This window comes from Gilliamella bombi, assembly GCF_900103255.1.
GTDB classification, from domain to species: domain Bacteria; phylum Pseudomonadota; class Gammaproteobacteria; order Enterobacterales; family Orbaceae; genus Gilliamella; species Gilliamella bombi.
In genome coordinates, this window is the sequence record NZ_FMWS01000020.1 from 30,325 (window position 1) to 51,133 (window position 20,809).

Sequence of the window (20,809 nt, forward strand, 5' to 3'; positions counted from 1 at the left end):
CTTTTATGCCTTATCTTGTAATGGTAGAAATTCCGAAGATTGTGAGGAGGTTAATTTAGCCGATAAAGTAAATAATCCTTTGTTAGCTATACGCTGCAGGTCATGTGTTACAATCATGGCAGCTATATTATCCTGCTGAGCTTGTTCTATAATTAAATCAAAAAGTAAATTTGCATTATAGGGATCCAATGCCGAAGTCGGCTCATCGGCGAGTAATAACGCAGGTTTATGAATAATAGAGCGAATAAAGGAAGCTCGTTGCCTTTCACCAATTGATAACTGTTTAGGATATTTATTTAGTAAATTAATAATGTTGAGTTTTTGCACTAAATAATCAAAGCGATCATTATCCACTTTTTTCTGTAATAGCTTTAACGATAATAAAATGTTGTCACGAACCGTTAAAAATGGCAGTAATCCACCTGTTTGTAACATAAAACCTAAATACTTAGCACGAACATCTGCCAATTGATCTATTTTATCTTGTTTGATGAGTGTTGCAATATCGATATCACAACTATCTATAGCCAGATTATAACAACCAATTTCGTCTGGTTTTAGAATCATCCCCACCATTTCAAGTAAAGTACTTTTACCAGCACCACTGTCGCCCTGAATAACGACCACCTCACCAGCTTTTACAGTTAGCTTTGGTAGGCAAACACTAAAAAAGGATTTGCCTGTTGAGCGTGAAATTGCAATTTGATTGATGGTTAACATATTTTCTAACAACACAACTTTATGGCAACATTTCTAATGGTATAGGATACACATTCTCACGCGGATCGCTACCTTCAGCTAATGAAATCCAACGATCTACATCTGCATTACATTTTTGATAATAGCGAATTTTACTATTTAAATTACGAATAAATTTTTCTTGTTCAAGCCCACTCATACTTTTCCATGTATCTTGATCAAGCCCCGTTACATCGCTCTTATAAGGGATATTATCTAAATATTCACCAAGTAAACCCAAATCTGCAATTTTTGTGACAGAATCTGATTTTAATTTACTTGGATCTTGCCCCATTGCGGCAGCAACAGAGCGAAGTTGCGAAAACATATCATCGGCAGAAATCAATCCATCATTAGCTGCATTTGCAATTTTGCTAACAACATCACTCAGATCACTCAGTTGTGATTTTGTTAATAATATACGTGGCTCTGCTGTTGGTATAGTTGGTTTAACAAAATCTTTATCGGCAATCCAAGCCTTAAAAACTGACGGTGCTTTAGTACCTTTTACATCCCCTAAATAAGCAAGTTGCATTGCCTTACTTAATAACAATGCATCTTTTAACATATCAGAGTTATCATCTTTTGCATTTAGAGCATTACCAACAGAAGCTTCACCTTTATATGCTAGTTTGACTTGTTCAGATAGTGCTTGCGCTAATAAATCTACTTTTTTACCAAATTCATTAACATCACCAGCATTAACTGGGTAATAAAGTGATTTATGAATGAAATCGTTATAAGTTAAGTCTGAATATTGTGCTGCCGCTACTTGGTGATCTTTTGCACCACTTGGCGTTTTTAAATGTAGTGCATAAATGGCAACTCCTTTATGCTGAGCTTCTAGCCTTAATTGCGCTGCATCCATGCCAGTACTAGAAAGCTTATCATCCCCCGGAATCGCACTAGCATCTGTTATTAAAATCATATAACGTGCGCCAAAACTATTCCAATTAATATCATTTAATGCTTGAGCAATGCCCGCATAAGAATCTTCCGCAAAATACGAGGTAGAAACAGAAGCTTGTTTAAGTGAAGCACTTAACTTTTTAAAGTCTTCTTTATCCTTAACTTTATTTGGGTCGGCAAAAATCTTGGTAACAAATTCGAGCTTATCCGATGCTTTTAAGCTTGAGCGGAATGATATCAATCCGAATTTTACTTGTTCTTGTAGCTTTTCTTTTTCAATATGCTGATAAACTCGCGTTACCGCTTCTTTAGTTCTTGAAATATAAGGATCCATAGAAATAGTTGAATCAATAACAAACACAATAGCGGCTTTAAAAGGTACTACTTGATTTGCACTATCATCAGCAGTTTGAGCAGTGTTTTGCTTTGGGTTATTTTTTATCAATGATTCTTGTTTACTTACTGATGCGACCTCTAGCACTCGCTCATAAAACCCTCGCCCATTCATTACTTCTTCACCTTGCAAAATAGGTAATAAATAGAAATTACTTTTAAAATCTACAAACTCTTTAGGTTCTTGAGCAAGCACTTCTGGAGCTGCTTTATTCGCTTTTAGAGCTTCACGAATAGGTTTTAATAAAGTTTCAGGTTTATCGGCATCAACAATCGCAGTCAATGCAGCCTTATCTTTGAAAAATAGCAAAGGATCACGATCAACTGGATTAGTAAAAACTAATGTCATTTGCATATTCCAAGCAATAGTACATGAATCATTAATCCAACCAATAGTTTTTCCATAAGAATCTGGTCCTACATTAAGCCATTGCTGATTATTCTGATTTTTGCGCTCATAAACATAATAACGTGAAAATGCAGGTAAAGATTTACCAGTAGGATCAGCAATATTACTTTTTAATTCGCATGTTGGCGTACTTAGTACACGCTGATATAGCGTTTTTTTACCTACCTGCTTAAGTGGCTCTGCGGCAAAACCAATTAATGGTAAACATGTTAAACCTATTGTGGAAATCAGTTTTGAGATAGCTAGTTTATTCATTCTTGCTCCTCACTATTTTTGTAATTGGGTTAAACGATCTTTAACGAATGTATTCTTTGGATCGTTAGTCAAAGATGTTTCATACCAATAAATAGCCGTTTCTTTATCAGCTTCAAAACAATTATTCACTTCATAAAATTTTTCGTCATACTCTTTTGCATATAGCATAGCAATGTTAGCATTTGTTTGTGCTTGATTTGCATATAAACGCTGAGCTATATTACATTTTCCTGCTTTTTTAGCTTCAGTAATTATCTGAATAATTGCTCCCGTTTCAGGTTTAGTCTGTAAACATTGTTGAATAAATGTTAAATCATCAGTAGAAATGTTGCTTAAACTACATTGTTCACTAACTTCCACTGTGGGAGTAGGTTGTAATTGTTTTTGGAAAAATAAAAAATACCACGCCGCAAGACCTAGTCCAATTAGTATCATACATCCAACAACAATAGAAACAATTAGCCCTAGGCGACTTTTTGATTTAACTGGTTCCTCAGGAGTTATTCCAGATTCTGACTCCGTTTCAATAGGTTCGACTAATGTTTCCTTTTGAGAGGTAATATTAGATTCTTCAATTAATGGCGGTTCATCTTCAACAATAGGATCATTAACTGGCTCAGGATGTTCTATAACTTGTTCTTCATTAGATAAAGTTGTTTGTGCGTTTAATGCTGTTGAGGCAAAAACAGTTTCTGCAATACTAACAACACCACCATCAACATAACTTTGATTTTGCTTATCACGAATTTGTATAAGAAATCGGAGCTGACTTTCTTGTGTCACCAAAGAGTCGACCAACCATTCACCAACGTATCCCGTTAATTTTTCATTTTCAACTGACATATTTTCAAGAGTATGCCAATTTTTTTCGGGGTTCCATTGATTCAAACCAGATAAGTAATAGCCATCCTGATTGCGTTGTACAAGTATATCAATTTGAGAACTACCACTCCATTTTTGAGCTAAAAACTTCGCAATACCGGGTTTATAACTATCTAATTCAATTCTTAATGCCATGATATCCTCTATTTTTATACTCAAATACGCGAGTATTATTCATCCGATCTATTGAATAGGGAAACATTTTCAACTCAAATAAGACTTCCCTATTACTCTATTTTTTATTTAATTTTAATTAATCTGCGATTGTTTGAAAAAATTAAGAATTTCACCCAATCGGCTATTTTGTTCTTGACTAATTTCTCGTCCTGCATGGTGCCCCACATTTTCTTGCGCAAGCATTGCAAATGCAACAAACCAATCAAATATCGCATACTGGGAATAATTTTTAGTTTTATCGTCCAGTTTCGGTAATGAATGTGATGATTGAACATTCAATTCACTTAGCGGTGAAGAAAATATCGGTTTCCCCTGATTAACTTTACTCATTGGTATATCACCTCCCTGCCCTTGAATAAAACCAAGCCATGCAATAAAATCGGCTAGTAAAGTGTGAATAGTACTAATTTGTCTAGATTCTAGATCATCACGCTTACTACCAGTATTTTCGTTATTCAAAATATGCTCGGTTAAACTTGCTTCGAGTTTCATTCGATTAGCTGCAGTAATAAGTTCTTCTACAATAAAAGAGAGTGATTTTTGATTGATACCAAAAAACTGTAAAATATGCTTATCTAATACAATATTCCTTAAATGCTCTAACCATGCCGAAAAAACAGTTTTGGCAAACTTTGATTCGGTTGGTAATGTGGCAACTTGTTTAGTGGTCAATGGTGAATTCTCATCAGAAAATAACTCGAAATCAGCATTTAAACCAAAATCATTCGATAAATTATCTAACAAATTATCATTGCTATCTTGCTGTGTTTCATTTTCTATTGTATTGGAATGATAAAGTGCTCTAATTGTTTGATCTGGTAATTCAAACACTTTAAGTAGTTCACCTAATAATAGTGCTTTACTTTGCAATTCTTTAACTGCATCAGCAATTACTTGCTTTTTCTTAACTAGCTCTTCATCACTATCCGCTTGATACCAAGTATCAAAACGCATATTAATAATGTAATCAATTTTCTCATTAAGTTGTTCAACAATACGTTGTTGTTTTACTTCCGTAATGGCAACTTGCTCCAAGTATTGGCTAATTCGGCCTATACCGCCATCATTAAGTTTTAACATGGCATCCCATGCTTCTTCTGGCTGGAACACATATTCTTTAATATCACTATTTTGCACAAATGTATTTTTTAATACATTCATTTTATCTTGATAATTTTCTCTATAATCAATCTCTTGGCTAGTGCTCGGTTCGACATTTAAAAATGGCACATCAAATCCTGGTTTTCGAACTAGAAAAATATTATTAAATTTGTGATTGTTCGACCAATTACTTAACCAATCATAACTACCAAAACGTTCTAAGATAGTTTGTTGTAACAAACCTCCTTTGCCCCAGCTATTTTTTAAATTATCTTCAGATAGTGTTAATGATGTGCCAATGCGTTTATCAAACATGGTTATTGCCCATAATAATCCCGGCTTTTTAGTAGCTCTTTTTTCAGCTGTTTCACCTTGGGTTTTATCAATCCAGCGCTCAAGTACTGGACCTACATCATTAACATCAGATTGTTTATCTGATGGTGTACAAACAACTAGCACATTCATTTCCTGGCTGTCAGTATATTTTTCAAAAAGATAAGCAACTTTACCACGCAATAAAAGCTGAGCAATTGGATTACCTTCTTTAACATCAGAAATCGATATTAAGTTTAGACGGCCTCGGTATCCAGGAAAATCAAGTAAATCTACATTTTCAAATGTTGGTACTCTGGTTTTATTGACTAATGGAAAAATTAATTCGGCAGTTAAAAAAGCCAGTTGAGCTAAAGATATAGTTGTTGGTGCGCCATTTAATGGCGTTATAGTGACAGATGAATCTTTGTCGGTATTTAATCGCTCAAGAATATCAACATTCATAATACTGTCAATTTGTGACTTAGTACCGTTATTATCTTTGATTAAGACAGAAAGCGGCGCATATACCGTTTCAGCATGACTAAAACTTGATAAGGTCGTCGCTAGTTGGGTATAGATTGTGGTGAGTTCAGAAATACCACCCCATAAAACAGAAATCAGTTCACCACGATCAGATACAGGCAAATAAGGAAGAAGGTGCGTTGCTTTTTCCCAATATCCCCCTTTCAAACCTTCAAGCGAGTTACCGAAGTTCTCAGATAAATAATCATAAAGATCAACAACATCATCTTCAATAATACCGCCAACATAGCTTATTTGTTTTTTATTTTCTAACCGTTGAATCAACTGATTTAGCTGTGAAAACTCAATTTTATTGGATACTTTTTGTTGGTCAAAATCTTTAAAATAGGCATTTATTAAGATTTTTACAATTTCTATCTCTTTAAATAATTTTAATTCTAACGGATAGTTAGCTATACCACCTTTAGCAATACGGCTAAAACGAGTAACAAGACCTGTCGCTTCTTTACCACTACCTACAGGGTTTACATGATCAATAAAGTCTAAAACTTCGTTATCAACAACCGTTTCAAGCTTACCATTTTCACCCGCAGCTAGCGCTGAAATAAGGTACGATTTACCTGCCTGTGATAATCCAAAAAAACCAACTGCAACAGACTTAGTTGATACATCACCCAATCGTTTTGCACTATTACGTAAACGACGTAAATCTAAAATTAAATTATCTGCTTCACTATCTAAACGTTTAGATGAATGGCGTGTTTGATCTACCCACTCAATGGCCTTTGCTGATGCTTGATAGACCTGTTCCCAAGATTTAGGAAGTTGTTCATTTAAGTTTTTCATCGTTTTATCATTCCACTATCAAGCCAATATTGCGTACTTATTAAACCAGAGTTAACCATTGTATTTAAACTTAGTTTAATATCCTGATTTTTATTGCAGGCTCGCCCATCAGAGGCTTTTACATCCTTAATATAAAAATTTTCGACCGTTTTTTGTTTGTTTTTTATGCCGAGAGTAACTTCTAATACGACGCCTTCAGCACTTAATCGCTTGGCCACTTCACTATTTTCAATTGTTAAAATATAAATAGGCGATGCTGGCCACCTTTCAACTTCGAGTTGCCTAAAACCAAGTCTTGTGGTGCCTCTAATTTCAAATGAGAGATCAGGGAAATCATAATCAGGATTATCTAAGTCAATATCTTGATAATAAACATTTTCTTTTTTAATCATATTAAGATTATCTAAAAGTCCAATGTATTTAACTGTTGAATATAAATCCATATTAGAAGATCTAAAATAGAAATTAGGTAATCGTAAATTTTTGCTTAGAAAACAAAGCATAGCACCCACAGCAGCCGTTGTTTTAGGATCATCAATGCGTTCTTGTTTATGGAAAGGATACCAACCACCAGTATGATAACCATGTAAAGGCAAAATTCGCCCTGCAGGCATAGATAAGCGTGATCGGAAATAACTTTGAATTCCCGGTAATCGAGAAGGGCGACCAGTTAATAAAAGAACATCACACTGATAACAACTAATAATTTCGGATAATGCATCAAACGTTTTACAGATGTTGTAATAATCACCACGAATAAACAAATAATGTATACGTTTAAGGTTAATATCGATACTTAAATCAAGTACCGAAAACTCAGGGTTATTTAATGCGCGCCTAATAGGTTCATTTATAAAATTAAGCACATTGTCAGTCATAGTATTATGTTGTAATAATTCGCCAAAGGTAGAACGATAATCATGTTGCTCTGAATGTAATGGATCATAAAGTTCATACGCTTTTAATATTTGTAATCCAACCGGTGTAAATAACTGTAAAGTGAGTTGTTGGCGCAATACCGCATCTTGGATAGATAGTTGTTGTGAACCAATAATAGTAGATAAAATGGGGTTTGGATCTGCAATTCCAGCTTGTTTTAGACCATTTGTTAAAGCGGTTAGAACGGTATCTTGAATGATATCAAGTAAAATATCATCACCTGCAACTTTGAATCCATCACGAAAACGTTGCGTTGGTACAATATAAGCATTACTACTGTTGGTTTGACCACTTACACCATAATCTAATTGGTAATCGTTAATCACTAAATCTGTTGTGCCGCCACCAATATCAACTGTTGCAATAGTTAGTTTCTGTTTATTAGCTTTACCTGGACGTACCATTGAAGCAATAAATTCTTCACTGCGCCCATTATAATTATTTTGTGTCTCGTTAAAGAGGTAAACCACTTGCCCGCAAGTCGCCTCGTCCCATTGAATATACACTTCAGGGATATTTGGCCATACACTTTTTAGTTGTTCTGGATTATTAAAATCAATATTTTTATCTGAACTATCCCAACCTAGGCTTTTCCAAACCAAACCTATTGCTTGATATACGCAACTTTTAAATATTGCTTGTTCGGGTTTTGGCATGGCTGGCGGAATAGTTAAAATAATAGATCGTAAATTACGTGGCGTTTTAGCATGCTCAAGTTTATTACGCTGAGCAACACTATTCATTTGCATTAATGCATGCATTAATACTTCACATAACATAAAAGTCATCAAAGAACTGCGTGAGTATTTTGGGTGGAAAACTGGCATTTTACGGTCATACTCTTCTTCAATATCATTACTTAAAATATGTAATGCTTCACCGTATTCATTAATTAAGCTTGAAAAAGGTTCTGCTGTTGCAAATGGTTCATGATCACTTTTTACATAATGAGAATTAAAACGCCAACCTTGTTCGTATTTATCTTGATCCCATAAATAGCGTTTAGGGCTTGAAAGACCCGTTGCACCTTCATTGCCCTCTCGCCGACTTGCAAGCCGACTTGCCTCTTGGCCAACACGGACAATACTTGGCCATCGGAATGTATCTCGTCGACCGCTTTGTAATGAAAAATGTTCTTTACCGAAAAAAGTTTGGGCAAATTCTACTCGGCTTTCAAACGGTTCATTGTAAATATGCTCTGGTTGGGTTAAGTCTCGAATTTCAAGCTCATAACGATGATTTAAACTATCTTTATCTTGGGCATGATCTTCAATTAAAATGCCACAAGTGCGTGAATTACCCACATCTAAAATCATATCAACAGGAATTGATTTAACAACATCATCTTTATTGTTTGACACAATTTTAATTGTTGGCAATTGCAAGGAGTCGGCAAGTAAGTGAATGATATTTAGGTAATGCGCATAATAAGATTTATTTTTAATCTCTTTATTAATATCATCTTTATGTATCTTTAAACGTTCAGGTTGTGGCGCGAGTTCTTGAAAGAGATCAATTAACCAACTGGTTATCCATTTGAGTTCTAAATACCATGAAACGTGATCTGAGCGATGTGCTAAACTAAATACTGCACCAGTCATCACATCGTTTTCGGTTGGCGCAAGATAAGCAACATCTTGTAAGTTAGCAAATACTTTTGTATCAAAAGCAAAAGTGATTCGATGTGTATTACCATCAGGATCTTCACCTTCAGGAATACTAACGATTCGAACTCGGCTCCAGTTATGTGGCCCTTTATCAAAACGATTTGAAGGTATTGAACGTAACATAGGAACTGGTAACCAAATGCCATCGTATAGTTTTAAGGACTGTTCAACACTAATTTCCTGTGTTGGATTAACAGCAAATGTGGGATTATCTGGTGTAAAAAATTGACCACTTTCCACATCTTCAACCAACCTAATTAGCGCACCACTCTCAGAGGGATCAATAAAGCACCCATTAACTTTACTGCGCCATTCATTATCTTTCCAATCGATTTTAAGTGCAAAGTCAAGAAACTGAATACCGCTATTCATAATAAGTGTCACTTCTTGACCATAATTGCGTAATTCTGGAAGCATATACAACCTTTATTGTTTTTTCATTGTTATTGGGAATGAAGTCCCATTATTATAAATTCCCTGACAATTAGCATTATTATTTTTGTCTGGTGTACATTGAATCTTTGGTAATTGATATTTGGTATTGTCACTACAAACAGCCTCAGTGTTACCCGTTATATCTAAATTGGCATTTTTAATGTTTGTACCCACATTACCTGTACATTTGACACCATCACTACGTGTTACAGTGACTTCGCCATTCCCATCATTAAAGTTATAACTTAATTGTAATGGTTTACCAGTGGCTTTATCTTGAATACCACCATTTACAGACCATTGACCATTTAAGAATTTTGTCGATCCTTGTTTAATTGCATCAGCTGGCATAGCTAAATGATTAGTTTGATCAACAGCTGAATTAGAATCTGATTTATTATCTTTATCCGATGGCGAAGATGTCTGCTCAGCGCTATCTTTATCTTGTTTATCTTGCTCGCTTTGATCATTTTGGATATTTGCATCATCTTTTTTATCAGGATCTAAAGGGGTAGATTTGTCATCTTTATCATCCGTTTTTGTTGCATCTTGCTCGCTTTTATTATCTTTAGCATCAGGATCTGGAATATTATTACTATCATTTCCATTGTCTGTAGGTAAAGAATGATCAACTGAATCACCAGCCACGTTGCTATTGGTAGGAATATTATTTGCATTATCTAAAATCGTACCATTTGGTATAGCATTATTAGTGACACCTAATCGATTATCAACAACAACATCTTTTGGCTCTGGATCTTTTCTATCTTGTTTTTCATCTTTTTCTGGTTGGCTAATATTACTACTATCTAAAGATACATTTGGACTAATCGATATTTGAGGTTTTAGCCAACAGCCGCGTAATAAAAACAATGCTAACAAAAGTAACAATAAAGGTAATAACCCTAACAACCATACCCACCAACGTTTCCACCATGGTCTATTATTAATTTGTGGAGTAACTACTTCTGTGATTGTTGGCGTTACTTTTTTTGCAGGCTCTAAACAATAGAATGGAGAATTTACTTGAGGCGTTTGTGGATAAACAAACCCCCAAAAAGTAATCACTGGTTTACCATTAACAATATAAACAAATTGATTACTAGGAAAGCGTATTGCCATCAAGTTAGGTTCTAGACTTTGTGAATTGTGTTTTGGATCATAAATAAGGCGGCTGAACAATAGCTGATCGCCTTTAATATTTGGGTTACTAGCTAGTTGCTCACCTAGAGCCACAACTTTTCGCTCAAATTCCTTTAAAAGCTCAAGAGCTGATTCTTGTTCGGATTCACTAGCTGATGTCCAAGGGACTATATCATATTGCCCATCTGGTTGATTTGAATCAAGAGGAATATACCAATCAATAATATTACCTTGGTCATTGCGTTGAGGAATGGCTAAATAATCGGCAAATTGTTTGCCTAATTTAACTCTAAACGTTTCCCGAATTTGAGCTGCGACTAAATAAGCAGCTTTTCCATCATGCCCAAGCATTTTGAAATCTTTAATATCACCACTTCGAAGTAATGTATTTGCCATATATTTCTTTTCATTCCTTTATATCATTTTTATTTCTTATAATTTCTTTTTAAAATTATGACAAGTTTAACAGAAAACGCCATTATTGTAATTGATATCATCATGGATATTCTGAATTTTAAACATATCTTTTAATAGATTATGTCATAAATGGCAGAATTAATACAGATTATAAAAAATTAAATAATCAATTGAATTATAATAACTTTAATCATAATTGCGATACCATTGATGAGCTTAACTTTTATACTAAAACATATACTTTCCTGAAAGTTTTTTACAAAATTATTTTAAGAACTCATCATCTGTTAATACTCGTAATGGTTGCATATCGCTTTCACCTTTTATAACTAAAGAAGGATCGGAGCGTAAGCAAGTCCCACCATAATGACCACCAACAGTAAAAGTACATAACTGTAGATAACGATCTTCGACTTTCGGTAAGCACCATAGTTCTTGATAAATATTTTCTTGTTTAGCAAATCGACCTACTGTTTTATCAAGGATCTGTTCTTGATTATTCACTAATTGAATATCACTACCACGGCGTCCAGCTATTGGTTTTATTGCATAACCTTTTTTAATTAGGCTTTCATTGAGTTCAAATGTAGACTCTAATAGGTAACGATGATTAGGAAATAAAGACCATAATACGGGTAAAATAGCTTTATTACTTGGAATAACCGTCCACAGTGGTTCGAAAACAGAGACTTCCGGTCGCAAAAGCACATCGAGCAATCTAACTGAATTTTCAGGATGCCATGTACGAATTGGTAACCCTGCAATTTGTGCCTCGCTTTCTTCTCGAAGTTGCTCTAATACCGTTTCCCAAGCCCATGTCTTCCAAACACAAGTTACTTGGCGATCTTCATCATCAACAAGTCGACCACGTTTATCCCATCTTAGTCCAGTAAGCCCTCGTAAAATTTTGCTATTAAATCCCGCTTGAGTAAGTGCTGTTTGCATAAATAATGCATGATAATTTTCTTCACTATCATTATCTTGCATAATATGAACAAAAGATTGAGCATCACTATGCTTCCAACAGTTAGCTAAAGAATTAAGCAAACCACTACTAGGATTGGTTCCTATATTCAGTCCAGCTTGAATAGCCCATTTTTGCAAAATATGACCTGCCTCAGTATGGCAAGAAGCAGAATCAGCATTATATTCATAGACTTTAAAGCCTCGTTCATCCATACAAAAATCTAACCGCCCAGTAATCATTTGGTAACGGCGCTGCTGCCATGAAAGTCTTAATCTTGGCCATAATATTTCTGGGATATTAAAATTAAGTAATAAATTATCGTCCTTTAATACTTTATCTGTGGCATGCAAATACATTAAATGTAATTCATTGGTTGCGCGAATAAGCTCTTGTTCGGCACTTTCAGAAATAGTGAAATAGCGATAGTGATCATCATGACTAATAGCATGACCTGTCGCTGAAACATACGCACTTTCTAATGGATCTGATTCATTTAACCAATTTTTATCAAATTGACCTTGGTTTTCAATATGCGCGCTATGAATTTCAAGTAACGGTTTAGGAATTTTAGGTTGCGGTAAACTATATTCAGTCTTGTCAGTTTGAATCATCCACCCTAAGATTTTCGTATCATCAAACGTGTCATGTAGTTGGTAACCGTCACTGGTCACTGTCATTTTAAGTTCACGAGTCCATTGCTGCCCAATTGGTAAACGCTTATGTATGACATTTTGTTCTGCTATCCGTACTTTATCTTTAAATACTTCAGTAATGATAGCCACATGACCTGTACGGTCAAAAAAACCACCATCATCCCAAACAAGTAACGCACCAGCCTCGGGCTTTTTTTTGCTTCCGTTTGCAAAAGCTTGCAAAGGTAAAATCGCTTCATTAACAACTTTCCTTAGAAAACGTAGTGAAAAAATTTCATGCGCCATACCAACATCTGTAAAAACAATACCATAGTTTAAAAATAAAAATCGCCTTGCAAATTCAACGCATTGCCATTTATATCCCATATATTCATAACCAGAATAGCTACGAAAAGATGCATCATTAGGGTATTGTTTTTGATCTAAAGTTTCATAATCAGATGAATAAATGGCAACGCCACCTGGCGCATACCCTAATAATGTACCAAAAGGTTCTTTATTATTGGACTTAGATGACATGTTATTTTAGCCTTATTAGTAAATAGCAAGATACGTTAATTACACTATGTTATAATTTTCTATCATAGATCAAAATATATACTTTAAAAAGCAATGTTTATTATTCGTTACTTGAAGAATAGTAAACTGCCTATATATAGTGTTTATTCTTGGTAGTCGTAACGATACATCGAACCAAATAAACGAGAAAAATAAAATTATGCAAAAAACTAAATTAAATGAGTTATTAGAGTTTCCATGCTCTTTTACCTATAAAGTAATGGGAGAAGCAAAACCAGAGCTTGTAGACAAAGTGGTATCAGTGATTCAACGCCATGCTCCTGGCGATTATACGCCATCAATCAAACCTAGTAGTAAAGGTAATTATCATTCTGTATCAATTACCATTAATGCAACGCATATCGATCAAGTCGAAAATCTTTATAAAGAATTAGGCGAAATCGATATTGTAAGAATGGTTTTATAGTGTTTTACTTTTGCTAAAAATTGAAAGTCTTATCGGTATAGATAAGGCTTTCTGCTATACGATAAAAAATTCAATAAAATCAATACTCTACCTGAATGATTTTTAGTGAATATTCATCTTTATTACAACAAAAGAATTAATTAGAAAATATTATAGAATCAATGTATTTTATTAAGATATTCAAATTAGTATTGTATAAGCAGTGACATAAATTCATTCAAGATGATAAAGCGCAAGATAGTGTTAACTGCCTTGCGCTTTTAATAAAAAACAAATTATCCTAAAATTTTCACTAATTCTTTTGTTACTTCAGTTACAGCTTGCGTTCCATCAATACGGAAATATTGTGTCCGCCCTTCTTTGGCTTCATGCTGATAATAACTAATTAGTGGTTTAGTCAAATCGTGATATTCAACAAGGCGTTTACGAACGATTTCTTCGTTATCATCTTTGCGAATAGTAAGTGGTTCACCAGTCACATCATCAACATTTTCAACCTTTGGTGGATTATGGCGAATGTGATAAACACGACCTGAAGGAGCATGAATTCGTCGCCCACTCATACGATCAATAATCACTGCGTCTGGTACATCAAATTCAAGCACATAGTCAACATTTATGCCAGCTGTTTTCATTGCATCTGCTTGTGGAACCGTGCGAGGGAAGCCATCTAGCAAAAAGCCATTAGCACAATCGCTTTGTGCAATACGTTCTTTAACTAATGCAATAACGAGTTCATCGGTAACTAGCTTACCGGCATCCATTAACTCCTTAGCTTGTAAACCAAGTGGACTACCAGCTTTTACTGCTGCTCGCAACATATCACCAGTTGAAATTTGAGGAATACCATATTTTTGCATAATAAATTGTGCTTGTGTTCCCTTTCCTGCTCCTGGTGCTCCTAATAAAATAATTCGCATAAAATAACCTCTTATGGCTTTAATATAAATAAAGCTTCTATTCTGGTAAATAATGAAATATCACCTTACTGCTGGATATCAAACCATCAGTTGGGCAAATATAGTTAACCGCTCCACAACCTTTGATCATTTGAGCTTTTTGCAAACAAGTCGGGCAAATATACTGTTCAAGATAATGTTGCTTACAATGAGGACAATTAAAATTCTGTGGCGAAACAACACTCATTTTATGATGACAATTTGGACAAAGGCCTTCTTTCCCTGAATCATTCATTAATTTTCCTGACATAAATTAGTTTCGCCCTCTTACATGCTTCATTAATCGACGACGTTTACGTTGCTGTGATGCAGTTAAAGTATTTTTTCTACCTTCGAATGGGTTAGCCCCTTCTTTAAACTGAATTCGAATTGGTGACCCCATAATTTTTAGTGATCGTCTAAAATAGTTCATCAAATAACGTTTATAAGAATCTGGTAGATCTTCTACTTGGTTACCATGAATCACAACAATTGGTGGATTATAACCACCAGCATGTGCATATTTCAGTTTAACACGTCGTCCTCGAACTAAAGGCGGCTGATGGTCATCTTGTGCCATTTGCATAATCTTGGTTAATAATGCGGTATTAACACGACGTGTTGCACAATCATATGCTTCTTGAATCGAATCAAATAAGTTACCAACACCACTACCATGCAACGCAGAAATAAAGTGCACACGAGCAAAATCAATAAAATCTAATCTATCATCTAATGTCGTTTTAACTTGCTCTTTGATATCTTGTGATAAACCATCCCATTTATTAACGGCTATTACAAGTGAGCGCCCACTATTAATAATAAAACCAAGTAATGATAAGTCTTGATCGGATACACCTTCTCTGGCATCAATAACTAAAATAACTACATTAGCATCTTCAATTGCTTGTAACGTTTTAATAACTGAAAATTTTTCAACTGTTTCAGTAACTTTTCCTCGTTTACGTACACCAGCCGTATCAATTAGGATATACTCACGTTCATCTCGATTCATTGGTATATAGATACTGTCTCGAGTTGTCCCAGGCATATCATATACAACAACTCGCTCTTCACCTAAAATTCGATTAGTTAGTGTTGACTTACCAACATTTGGTCGGCCAACAATAGCAACTTTAATAGGTTGATTGATTAATGATTCTGTTTCATCAACAAAATCATCACATAATTCAGTTAGATCATCTAATTGTTGATTATCATCCAAGTTATTATCTTCGTTATTATCTAACTGGAAAATAGGATCTAATACAGTTTCAATTAATGAACTTACGCCACGACCATGACTAGCTGCAATTGGATGAATTTCTCCCAATCCTAAACCATAAAAATCAGAAATCGCAGTATCGACATCAATACCATCAATTTTATTGGCTACTAAAAAAGTAGCTTTATCGCGAGAACGGAGATGTTTTGCAATAGCATGATCAGCTGGCATTGCACCAGCTCTAGCATCAACCAAGAAAAGAACAATATCAGCTTCTTCTATTGCTTGTAGGGATTGTTCAGCCATAAAGCTTTCAACCCCATCTTCTGTTCCATCAATACCACCAGTATCAATCAAGATATATTCATGGCCCTTGATCTCAGCTCTTCCATATTTACGATCACGAGTTAATCCAGGAAAGTCAGCCACTAAGGCATCTCGAGTTCGTGTTAACCGATTAAATAGAGTCGACTTTCCAACATTTGGACGACCAACAAGCGCTACAACAGGTACCATGTTTCTTCTCTAGATTACTTTAATTCTTTGTAAAGGCGTAAATATCACCATTTTTAGCTTGGACAATTAAATTATTGCTTACAACTAATGGTTTAGATATTAATCCGCTACTACTCACTTGTGTTTTAGCAACAAGTTCACCGTTTTCAGCATTTAACCAATATAGGTAACCTTCAAAATCACCAAACACGACATAATTTTGGTAGATGACAGGATCAGTTAACAAACGATGAGTAAAGTTTGACTGAGTCCAAAGTTCTCCGCCACCACTCTTAGCGATGGCCCGAACATTGTCATCCTGATCAATAACAAACAATCTATCGGTATCAACAGCAAAGCTATGAATAGATCCAAGTACTTTACGCCAAACAGTTTGACCATTACTTAAATCAAGCGCAACAACACTACCATTATAACCAACAGAATAGACTAAATTACCTTCAACTACCGGAGTAGAATCAACATCATTTAATTTTGCTATTTCTGTAGAGCCTGATGGCTGTGAAATGCGTTGTTGCCAAATTAATTGGCCATCATTAATATAGTAAGCATTTACTCGACCATTATCATCACCAACGATTGCTGCACCATGAGCGATAGTGGGTGTAGAGTTACCTCTTATTGATAATGTTGGAACTTCGAAGGAAACATCCCACAAATAATCACCAGTGTCACGATTAATACCTTGAAGAACACCATTAGCAGTATGAATTATTAATTTGTTATCAGAAGATACCGGGCGAGCAAGTACTTCCCCTTTCACTGCTTTTTCCCAAACAACTCTACCGTTGAGACGATCTAACGCATAGACAATGGCACGTTCACTACCTACATAGACATATTTATCATCAGCACTTACACCACCTGAAAATAGTGCAGTTTTACTACTGAAAAGTGTACTTTTAGATAAATTGACATCCCATATAGTATTACCGCTTGATAAATCAATTGCCTTAACTTGTCCACTACGACTCGCTACATAGATAGCATTATCATAATTAATCGGACCTAATAATGAATAAATATGAGTATTACCAGCAGTACTATTTTTCCATACTTGTTGAATAGAAAATTGATTATCTACTTTCGGTGACGGTGCAATTTGTACAATCTCATCTTCTTTACCGAATAAAGAACACCCAGCTAGTGAAAAAACAAAAACACCAACAAAAAGATATTTTGATAACTTCATTGTATAGACCCTTATAGCAGGATAAATTAATTTTTACTTTCTTCAGATGCAGCTTGTTTCGCTTTAGCTTCTTGCTCTGCTTTTTCTTTGGCTGCCTGAGCCTCTTTTTCTGCCTTTTCTTTAGTAGCTAAAACTTCTTGTTCAACTTCTTGTTTTGCTTTTAAATATTCAGCTTGGTTCAACTTCATTTTAATACTTTCTTCTAAATCTTTAGTTGGTGAAGAAGTCAAAGCAACATTATAAGCACTCACTGCGTCAGCATAACGAGTCATTTTAACAAGCACATCACCTCGGAGATCATTAATTACGGCACCCCAACTTTCATTAGTTACATTACCTAAAGATGTTAGACTTTCTTGATATTGACCTTGTTGATACTGTAAGCGTGCTATACGAATATTGGTAATCGCTTTAACAGGCTCTGAATCCGCTTTCTTTAATGCATCAACTAACAAGGCTTGTGCCTCAGGATAATCTTTTAATACCTCAACATAAAATTTTGCTGCACGCAAATTAGCAAACACGCTATAAATAGTATCGTTGTTTTTAGCAAAAGATACTAATTCATTAACAGAATCTGGTTTATTATCATCTAATTGAGCAATTAATTGTTCATACTTATCTGATGATGCTATCGCCTTTTCAACTTTATATGATTGCCAATAACGCCAGCCATAAAAGGCCAATAATCCAATCACAATAATGGCAACCATAATTTTCCATGTTTTAGCAAAAAAACCTTTTATCTCTTCAATTTGTTCTTCACTGGATAACTGATGACTCACGTTTTTCTCCTATTTCCTTTACTTAATAGACAAACAAGTTTGGACAATATCTGCTTGTGCCACTTCAACTTGTTCGCCTGTTTGTAAATTTTTAATCATTACTGTCTGATTAGCTAATTCATTTTCACCAATAATAACTGCTATCTTAGCACCTAATTTATCTGCTTTGGTAAATTGTTTCTTAAAATTACTGCTACCATAATTTGTCATGATTCGCCAATCAGGTAGACCATCACGCAATTGCTCTGCAACACTTTGAGCAACTGAAATGGTTTTTTCATCACCAGAGGTGATCATATAAATATCAATCGAATTATCACCATTAAATGATGGATTAACCGCTTGAACTAATAATACTAAACGTTCAACTCCCATTGCAAAACCAACTGCTGGTGTTGGTTTTCCTCCAAGTTGGCCTACAAGACCATCATATCGTCCACCACCGCAAACGGTTCCCTGTGCCCCTAGGCTGTTAGTTACCCATTCAAAAACTGTTCGATTATAGTAATCCAAACCGCGTACTAATCTTTGATTAATATTATATTCTATCCCAGCACTATCCAATAGTCGGCATAAGTTTTCGAAGTGAATTTTGGACTCCTCATCTAAATAATCAAACAATTTTGGAGCTTGATTCAGCAGCTCTTGAACAACTGGATTTTTTGAATCAAGTATGCGCAACGGATTAGTATACATTCTACGTAAACAATCTTCATCCAATTTATCTTTATATTGTTCAAGAAAAGTAACTAATGCATTTCGATAGTTGACCCTAGCCTCAAGCGAACCAATTGAATTAAGTTCAAGAGAAGTATGCTGTTCGATACCAAGTGCTCTCCAAAAACGAGCCGTTAATAAAATCAGCTCGGCGTCAATATTGGGCCCTTCAAGTCCAAAGACTTCAACACCAAATTGATGAAATTGACGATAACGCCCTTTTTGTGGTTTTTCGTAACGAAATGCCGGTCCTAAATACCAAAGGCGTTGTTCTTGATTATAAAAAAGTCCGTGCTCAATTCCTGCACGAACACAACCTGCAGTAATTTCTGGGCGTAAAGTAATGCTTTCATCATTTCGATCATTGAAAGTATACATCTCTTTTTCAACAATATCGGTGATTTCTCCGACCGCTCGCTTAAATAGTGCGGTATCTTCAACAATAGGCGTTCTAATTTCGTTGTAGCCATAACTGTTTAGTACACCTTTAACGATTTTTTCAATCTGTTGCCAACTTGCACTATCTGTTGGGAGTAAATCGTTCATCCCTCGTATAGATTGGATCTTTTTCTCTGTCATTTATTTATTCACTATCTAATAAAATTATAATTCAGTTGCTGCAATTCTGTTTTTCAATATTAATGCTTTAGCACGAATTCTAGCTTCTAACTCATCAATCATTTGTTCATTATCAATACGACCAATACGTACACCATCTTCATAAAAACCACTTTTGTTATGACCGCCAGCAACTCCCATAGTTGAAGCTAATGCCTCCCCAGGACCGTTAACCACACAACCAATAATTGATACATCCATCGGTGTAATAATATCTTCTAATCGCTGTTCTAATGTATTGACTGTATTAATCACATCAAACTCTTGACGAGAACAGGTTGGACAGGCAATAAAATTAATGCCACGAGACCGTATACGCAGCGATTTTAAAATATCAAATCCAACTTTCACTTCTTCTGTAGGATCAGCAGCTAAGGAAACTCGAAGTGTATCGCCAATGCCTTCTGATAGCAATAATCCCAATCCTATGGCCGATTTAATAGCACCACTTCGAACACCGCCTGCTTCAGTTATACCTAGATGTAATGGTTGCTTTATTTGCTTAGCTAACAATCGATAAGCATCAACTGCAGTAAACACATCAGATGCTTTTACACTGACTTTAAACTGATCAAAATTAAGTCGATCAAGTATATCGACATGGCGCATCGCTGATTCAACTATCGCTTTTGGTGTAGGTTCACCATACTTTTCTTGAATATCTTTTTCTAGAGAACCAGAATTAACACCGATTCGTATCGGAATATTTTTATCTTTAGCACAATCAACAACAGCTCGAATTCTTGATTCATTACCTATGTTGCCAGGATTGATTCTTAAGCAATCAACGCCATATTCAGCAACTTTTAATGCAATACGATAATCAAAATGAATATCAGCAATGAGTGGAACTTTTGCCTGCTGCTTAATAAATTTAAAAGCTTCAGCTGCATCCTCTGTAGGTATAGAAACACGCACAATATCTACACCAACACGTTCAAGTGCTTGAATTTGGGCTACTGTTTTTTCTACATCTGTGGTTCGAGTATTTGTCATTGATTGAACTGCAATCGGAGCTCCACTACCAATAGGAACATTGCCGACATAAATTCGGGTAGATTCTCGTCTAACAATTGGTGAATCTTGATGACTCATACATATTTA

At 35.1% G+C, this 20,809-nt stretch carries 15 protein-coding genes; 1 reads left to right on the forward strand and 14 read right to left on the reverse strand.

Annotated elements, in window-relative coordinates:
- Nucleotides 1-3: 3 nt before the first annotated feature.
- The 7 genes from B9N71_RS05055 to gss form a co-directional block, all read right to left on the reverse strand.
- Nucleotides 4-720: an ABC transporter ATP-binding protein gene (locus B9N71_RS05055; RefSeq protein WP_085164561.1), complete on the reverse strand. Its 717-nt coding sequence runs from the start codon at nucleotides 718-720 to the stop codon at nucleotides 4-6.
- Nucleotides 721-739: 19 nt separating this feature from the next.
- Nucleotides 740-2,704 carry a vWA domain-containing protein gene (locus tag B9N71_RS05060; RefSeq protein WP_085164563.1) on the reverse strand — a complete coding sequence of 655 codons (1,965 nt, stop codon included), beginning with the start codon at nucleotides 2,702-2,704 and terminating at the stop codon, nucleotides 740-742.
- A gap of 12 nt (nucleotides 2,705-2,716) precedes the next feature.
- Entirely contained in the window at nucleotides 2,717-3,721 is a 1,005-nt protein-coding gene (locus B9N71_RS05065) for a flagellar basal body-associated FliL family protein (protein ID WP_085164565.1), read from the reverse strand.
- 114 nt (nucleotides 3,722-3,835) lie between these two features.
- Complete coding sequence (locus B9N71_RS05070) at nucleotides 3,836-6,508, reverse strand: putative virulence factor (RefSeq protein WP_085164567.1); 2,673 nt, start codon at nucleotides 6,506-6,508, stop codon at nucleotides 3,836-3,838.
- Nucleotides 6,505-9,531 (reverse strand): virulence factor SrfB, encoded by a 3,027-nt coding sequence (locus B9N71_RS05075; RefSeq protein ID WP_065609325.1) that lies wholly within the window; start codon nucleotides 9,529-9,531, stop codon nucleotides 6,505-6,507. The genes B9N71_RS05070 and B9N71_RS05075 overlap by 4 nt, the downstream gene beginning before the upstream one ends.
- A 9-nt stretch (nucleotides 9,532-9,540) precedes the next feature.
- A complete protein-coding gene (locus B9N71_RS05080; RefSeq protein WP_085164569.1) occupies nucleotides 9,541-11,088 on the reverse strand; it encodes an SrfA family protein in 1,548 nt (515 codons plus the stop codon).
- 285 nt (nucleotides 11,089-11,373) lie between these two features.
- Complete coding sequence (gene gss, locus B9N71_RS05085) at nucleotides 11,374-13,248, reverse strand: bifunctional glutathionylspermidine amidase/synthase (RefSeq protein ID WP_085164571.1); 1,875 nt, start codon at nucleotides 13,246-13,248, stop codon at nucleotides 11,374-11,376.
- 199 nt (nucleotides 13,249-13,447) lie between these two features.
- On the opposite strand from gss, the gene ybeD reads away from it, so the two are divergent.
- Nucleotides 13,448-13,714: a DUF493 family protein YbeD gene (ybeD, locus tag B9N71_RS05090; protein ID WP_034913328.1), complete on the forward strand. Its 267-nt coding sequence runs from the start codon at nucleotides 13,448-13,450 to the stop codon at nucleotides 13,712-13,714.
- A gap of 275 nt (nucleotides 13,715-13,989) precedes the next feature.
- On the opposite strand, the gene adk is transcribed toward ybeD, so the two are convergent.
- The 7 genes from adk to ispG are packed head-to-tail and all read right to left on the reverse strand — an operon-like array spanning nucleotide 13,990 to nucleotide 20,800.
- Nucleotides 13,990-14,634: an adenylate kinase gene (gene adk / locus B9N71_RS05095; protein WP_034913307.1), complete on the reverse strand. Its 645-nt coding sequence runs from the start codon at nucleotides 14,632-14,634 to the stop codon at nucleotides 13,990-13,992.
- A 37-nt stretch (nucleotides 14,635-14,671) separates the two neighbouring features.
- Nucleotides 14,672-14,923, reverse strand: a complete 252-nt coding sequence (locus B9N71_RS05100; RefSeq protein WP_085164572.1) for a YfgJ family double zinc ribbon protein — start codon at nucleotides 14,921-14,923, stop codon at nucleotides 14,672-14,674.
- A gap of 3 nt (nucleotides 14,924-14,926) precedes the next feature.
- The gene (gene der, locus B9N71_RS05105; RefSeq protein ID WP_085164574.1) at nucleotides 14,927-16,393 is read right to left on the reverse strand and encodes a ribosome biogenesis GTPase Der; all 1,467 of its coding nucleotides are present in this window, start codon (nucleotides 16,391-16,393) and stop codon (nucleotides 14,927-14,929) included.
- Between the two features lie 19 nt (nucleotides 16,394-16,412).
- Nucleotides 16,413-17,585: an outer membrane protein assembly factor BamB gene (gene bamB / locus B9N71_RS05110; RefSeq protein ID WP_085164576.1), complete on the reverse strand. Its 1,173-nt coding sequence runs from the start codon at nucleotides 17,583-17,585 to the stop codon at nucleotides 16,413-16,415.
- 26 nt (nucleotides 17,586-17,611) lie between these two features.
- Nucleotides 17,612-18,370: a YfgM family protein gene (locus tag B9N71_RS05115; protein WP_065590196.1), complete on the reverse strand. Its 759-nt coding sequence runs from the start codon at nucleotides 18,368-18,370 to the stop codon at nucleotides 17,612-17,614.
- Between the two features lie 18 nt (nucleotides 18,371-18,388).
- Nucleotides 18,389-19,666 (reverse strand): histidine--tRNA ligase, encoded by a 1,278-nt coding sequence (gene hisS, locus B9N71_RS05120; RefSeq protein ID WP_085164578.1) that lies wholly within the window; start codon nucleotides 19,664-19,666, stop codon nucleotides 18,389-18,391.
- Between the two features lie 24 nt (nucleotides 19,667-19,690).
- A complete protein-coding gene (gene ispG, locus B9N71_RS05125) occupies nucleotides 19,691-20,800 on the reverse strand; it encodes a flavodoxin-dependent (E)-4-hydroxy-3-methylbut-2-enyl-diphosphate synthase (protein WP_085164580.1) in 1,110 nt (369 codons plus the stop codon).
- Nucleotides 20,801-20,809: the final 9 nt, after the last annotated feature.

Bases quoted from the DNA above. Each gene is read 5' to 3' on its own strand.
- B9N71_RS05065 (WP_085164565.1), bottom strand. From the start codon at position 3,721: ATGGCATTAAGAATTGAATTAGATAGTTATAAACCCGGTATTGCGAAG.
- der (WP_085164574.1), bottom strand. From the start codon at position 16,393: ATGGTACCTGTTGTAGCGCTTGTTGGTCGTCCAAATGTTGGAAAGTCG.
- bamB (WP_085164576.1), bottom strand. From the start codon at position 17,585: ATGAAGTTATCAAAATATCTTTTTGTTGGTGTTTTTGTTTTTTCACTA.
- B9N71_RS05080 (WP_085164569.1), bottom strand. From the start codon at position 11,088: ATGGCAAATACATTACTTCGAAGTGGTGATATTAAAGATTTCAAAATG.
- adk (WP_034913307.1), bottom strand. From the start codon at position 14,634: ATGCGAATTATTTTATTAGGAGCACCAGGAGCAGGAAAGGGAACACAA.
- ispG (WP_085164580.1), bottom strand. From the start codon at position 20,800: ATGAGTCATCAAGATTCACCAATTGTTAGACGAGAATCTACCCGAATT.
- B9N71_RS05100 (WP_085164572.1), bottom strand. From the start codon at position 14,923: ATGTCAGGAAAATTAATGAATGATTCAGGGAAAGAAGGCCTTTGTCCA.
- gss (WP_085164571.1), bottom strand. From the start codon at position 13,248: ATGTCATCTAAGTCCAATAATAAAGAACCTTTTGGTACATTATTAGGG.
- B9N71_RS05055 (WP_085164561.1), bottom strand. From the start codon at position 720: ATGTTAACCATCAATCAAATTGCAATTTCACGCTCAACAGGCAAATCC.
- hisS (WP_085164578.1), bottom strand. From the start codon at position 19,666: ATGACAGAGAAAAAGATCCAATCTATACGAGGGATGAACGATTTACTC.
- B9N71_RS05060 (WP_085164563.1), bottom strand. From the start codon at position 2,704: ATGAATAAACTAGCTATCTCAAAACTGATTTCCACAATAGGTTTAACA.
- ybeD (WP_034913328.1), top strand. From the start codon at position 13,448: ATGCAAAAAACTAAATTAAATGAGTTATTAGAGTTTCCATGCTCTTTT.
- B9N71_RS05075 (WP_065609325.1), bottom strand. From the start codon at position 9,531: ATGCTTCCAGAATTACGCAATTATGGTCAAGAAGTGACACTTATTATG.
- B9N71_RS05070 (WP_085164567.1), bottom strand. From the start codon at position 6,508: ATGAAAAACTTAAATGAACAACTTCCTAAATCTTGGGAACAGGTCTAT.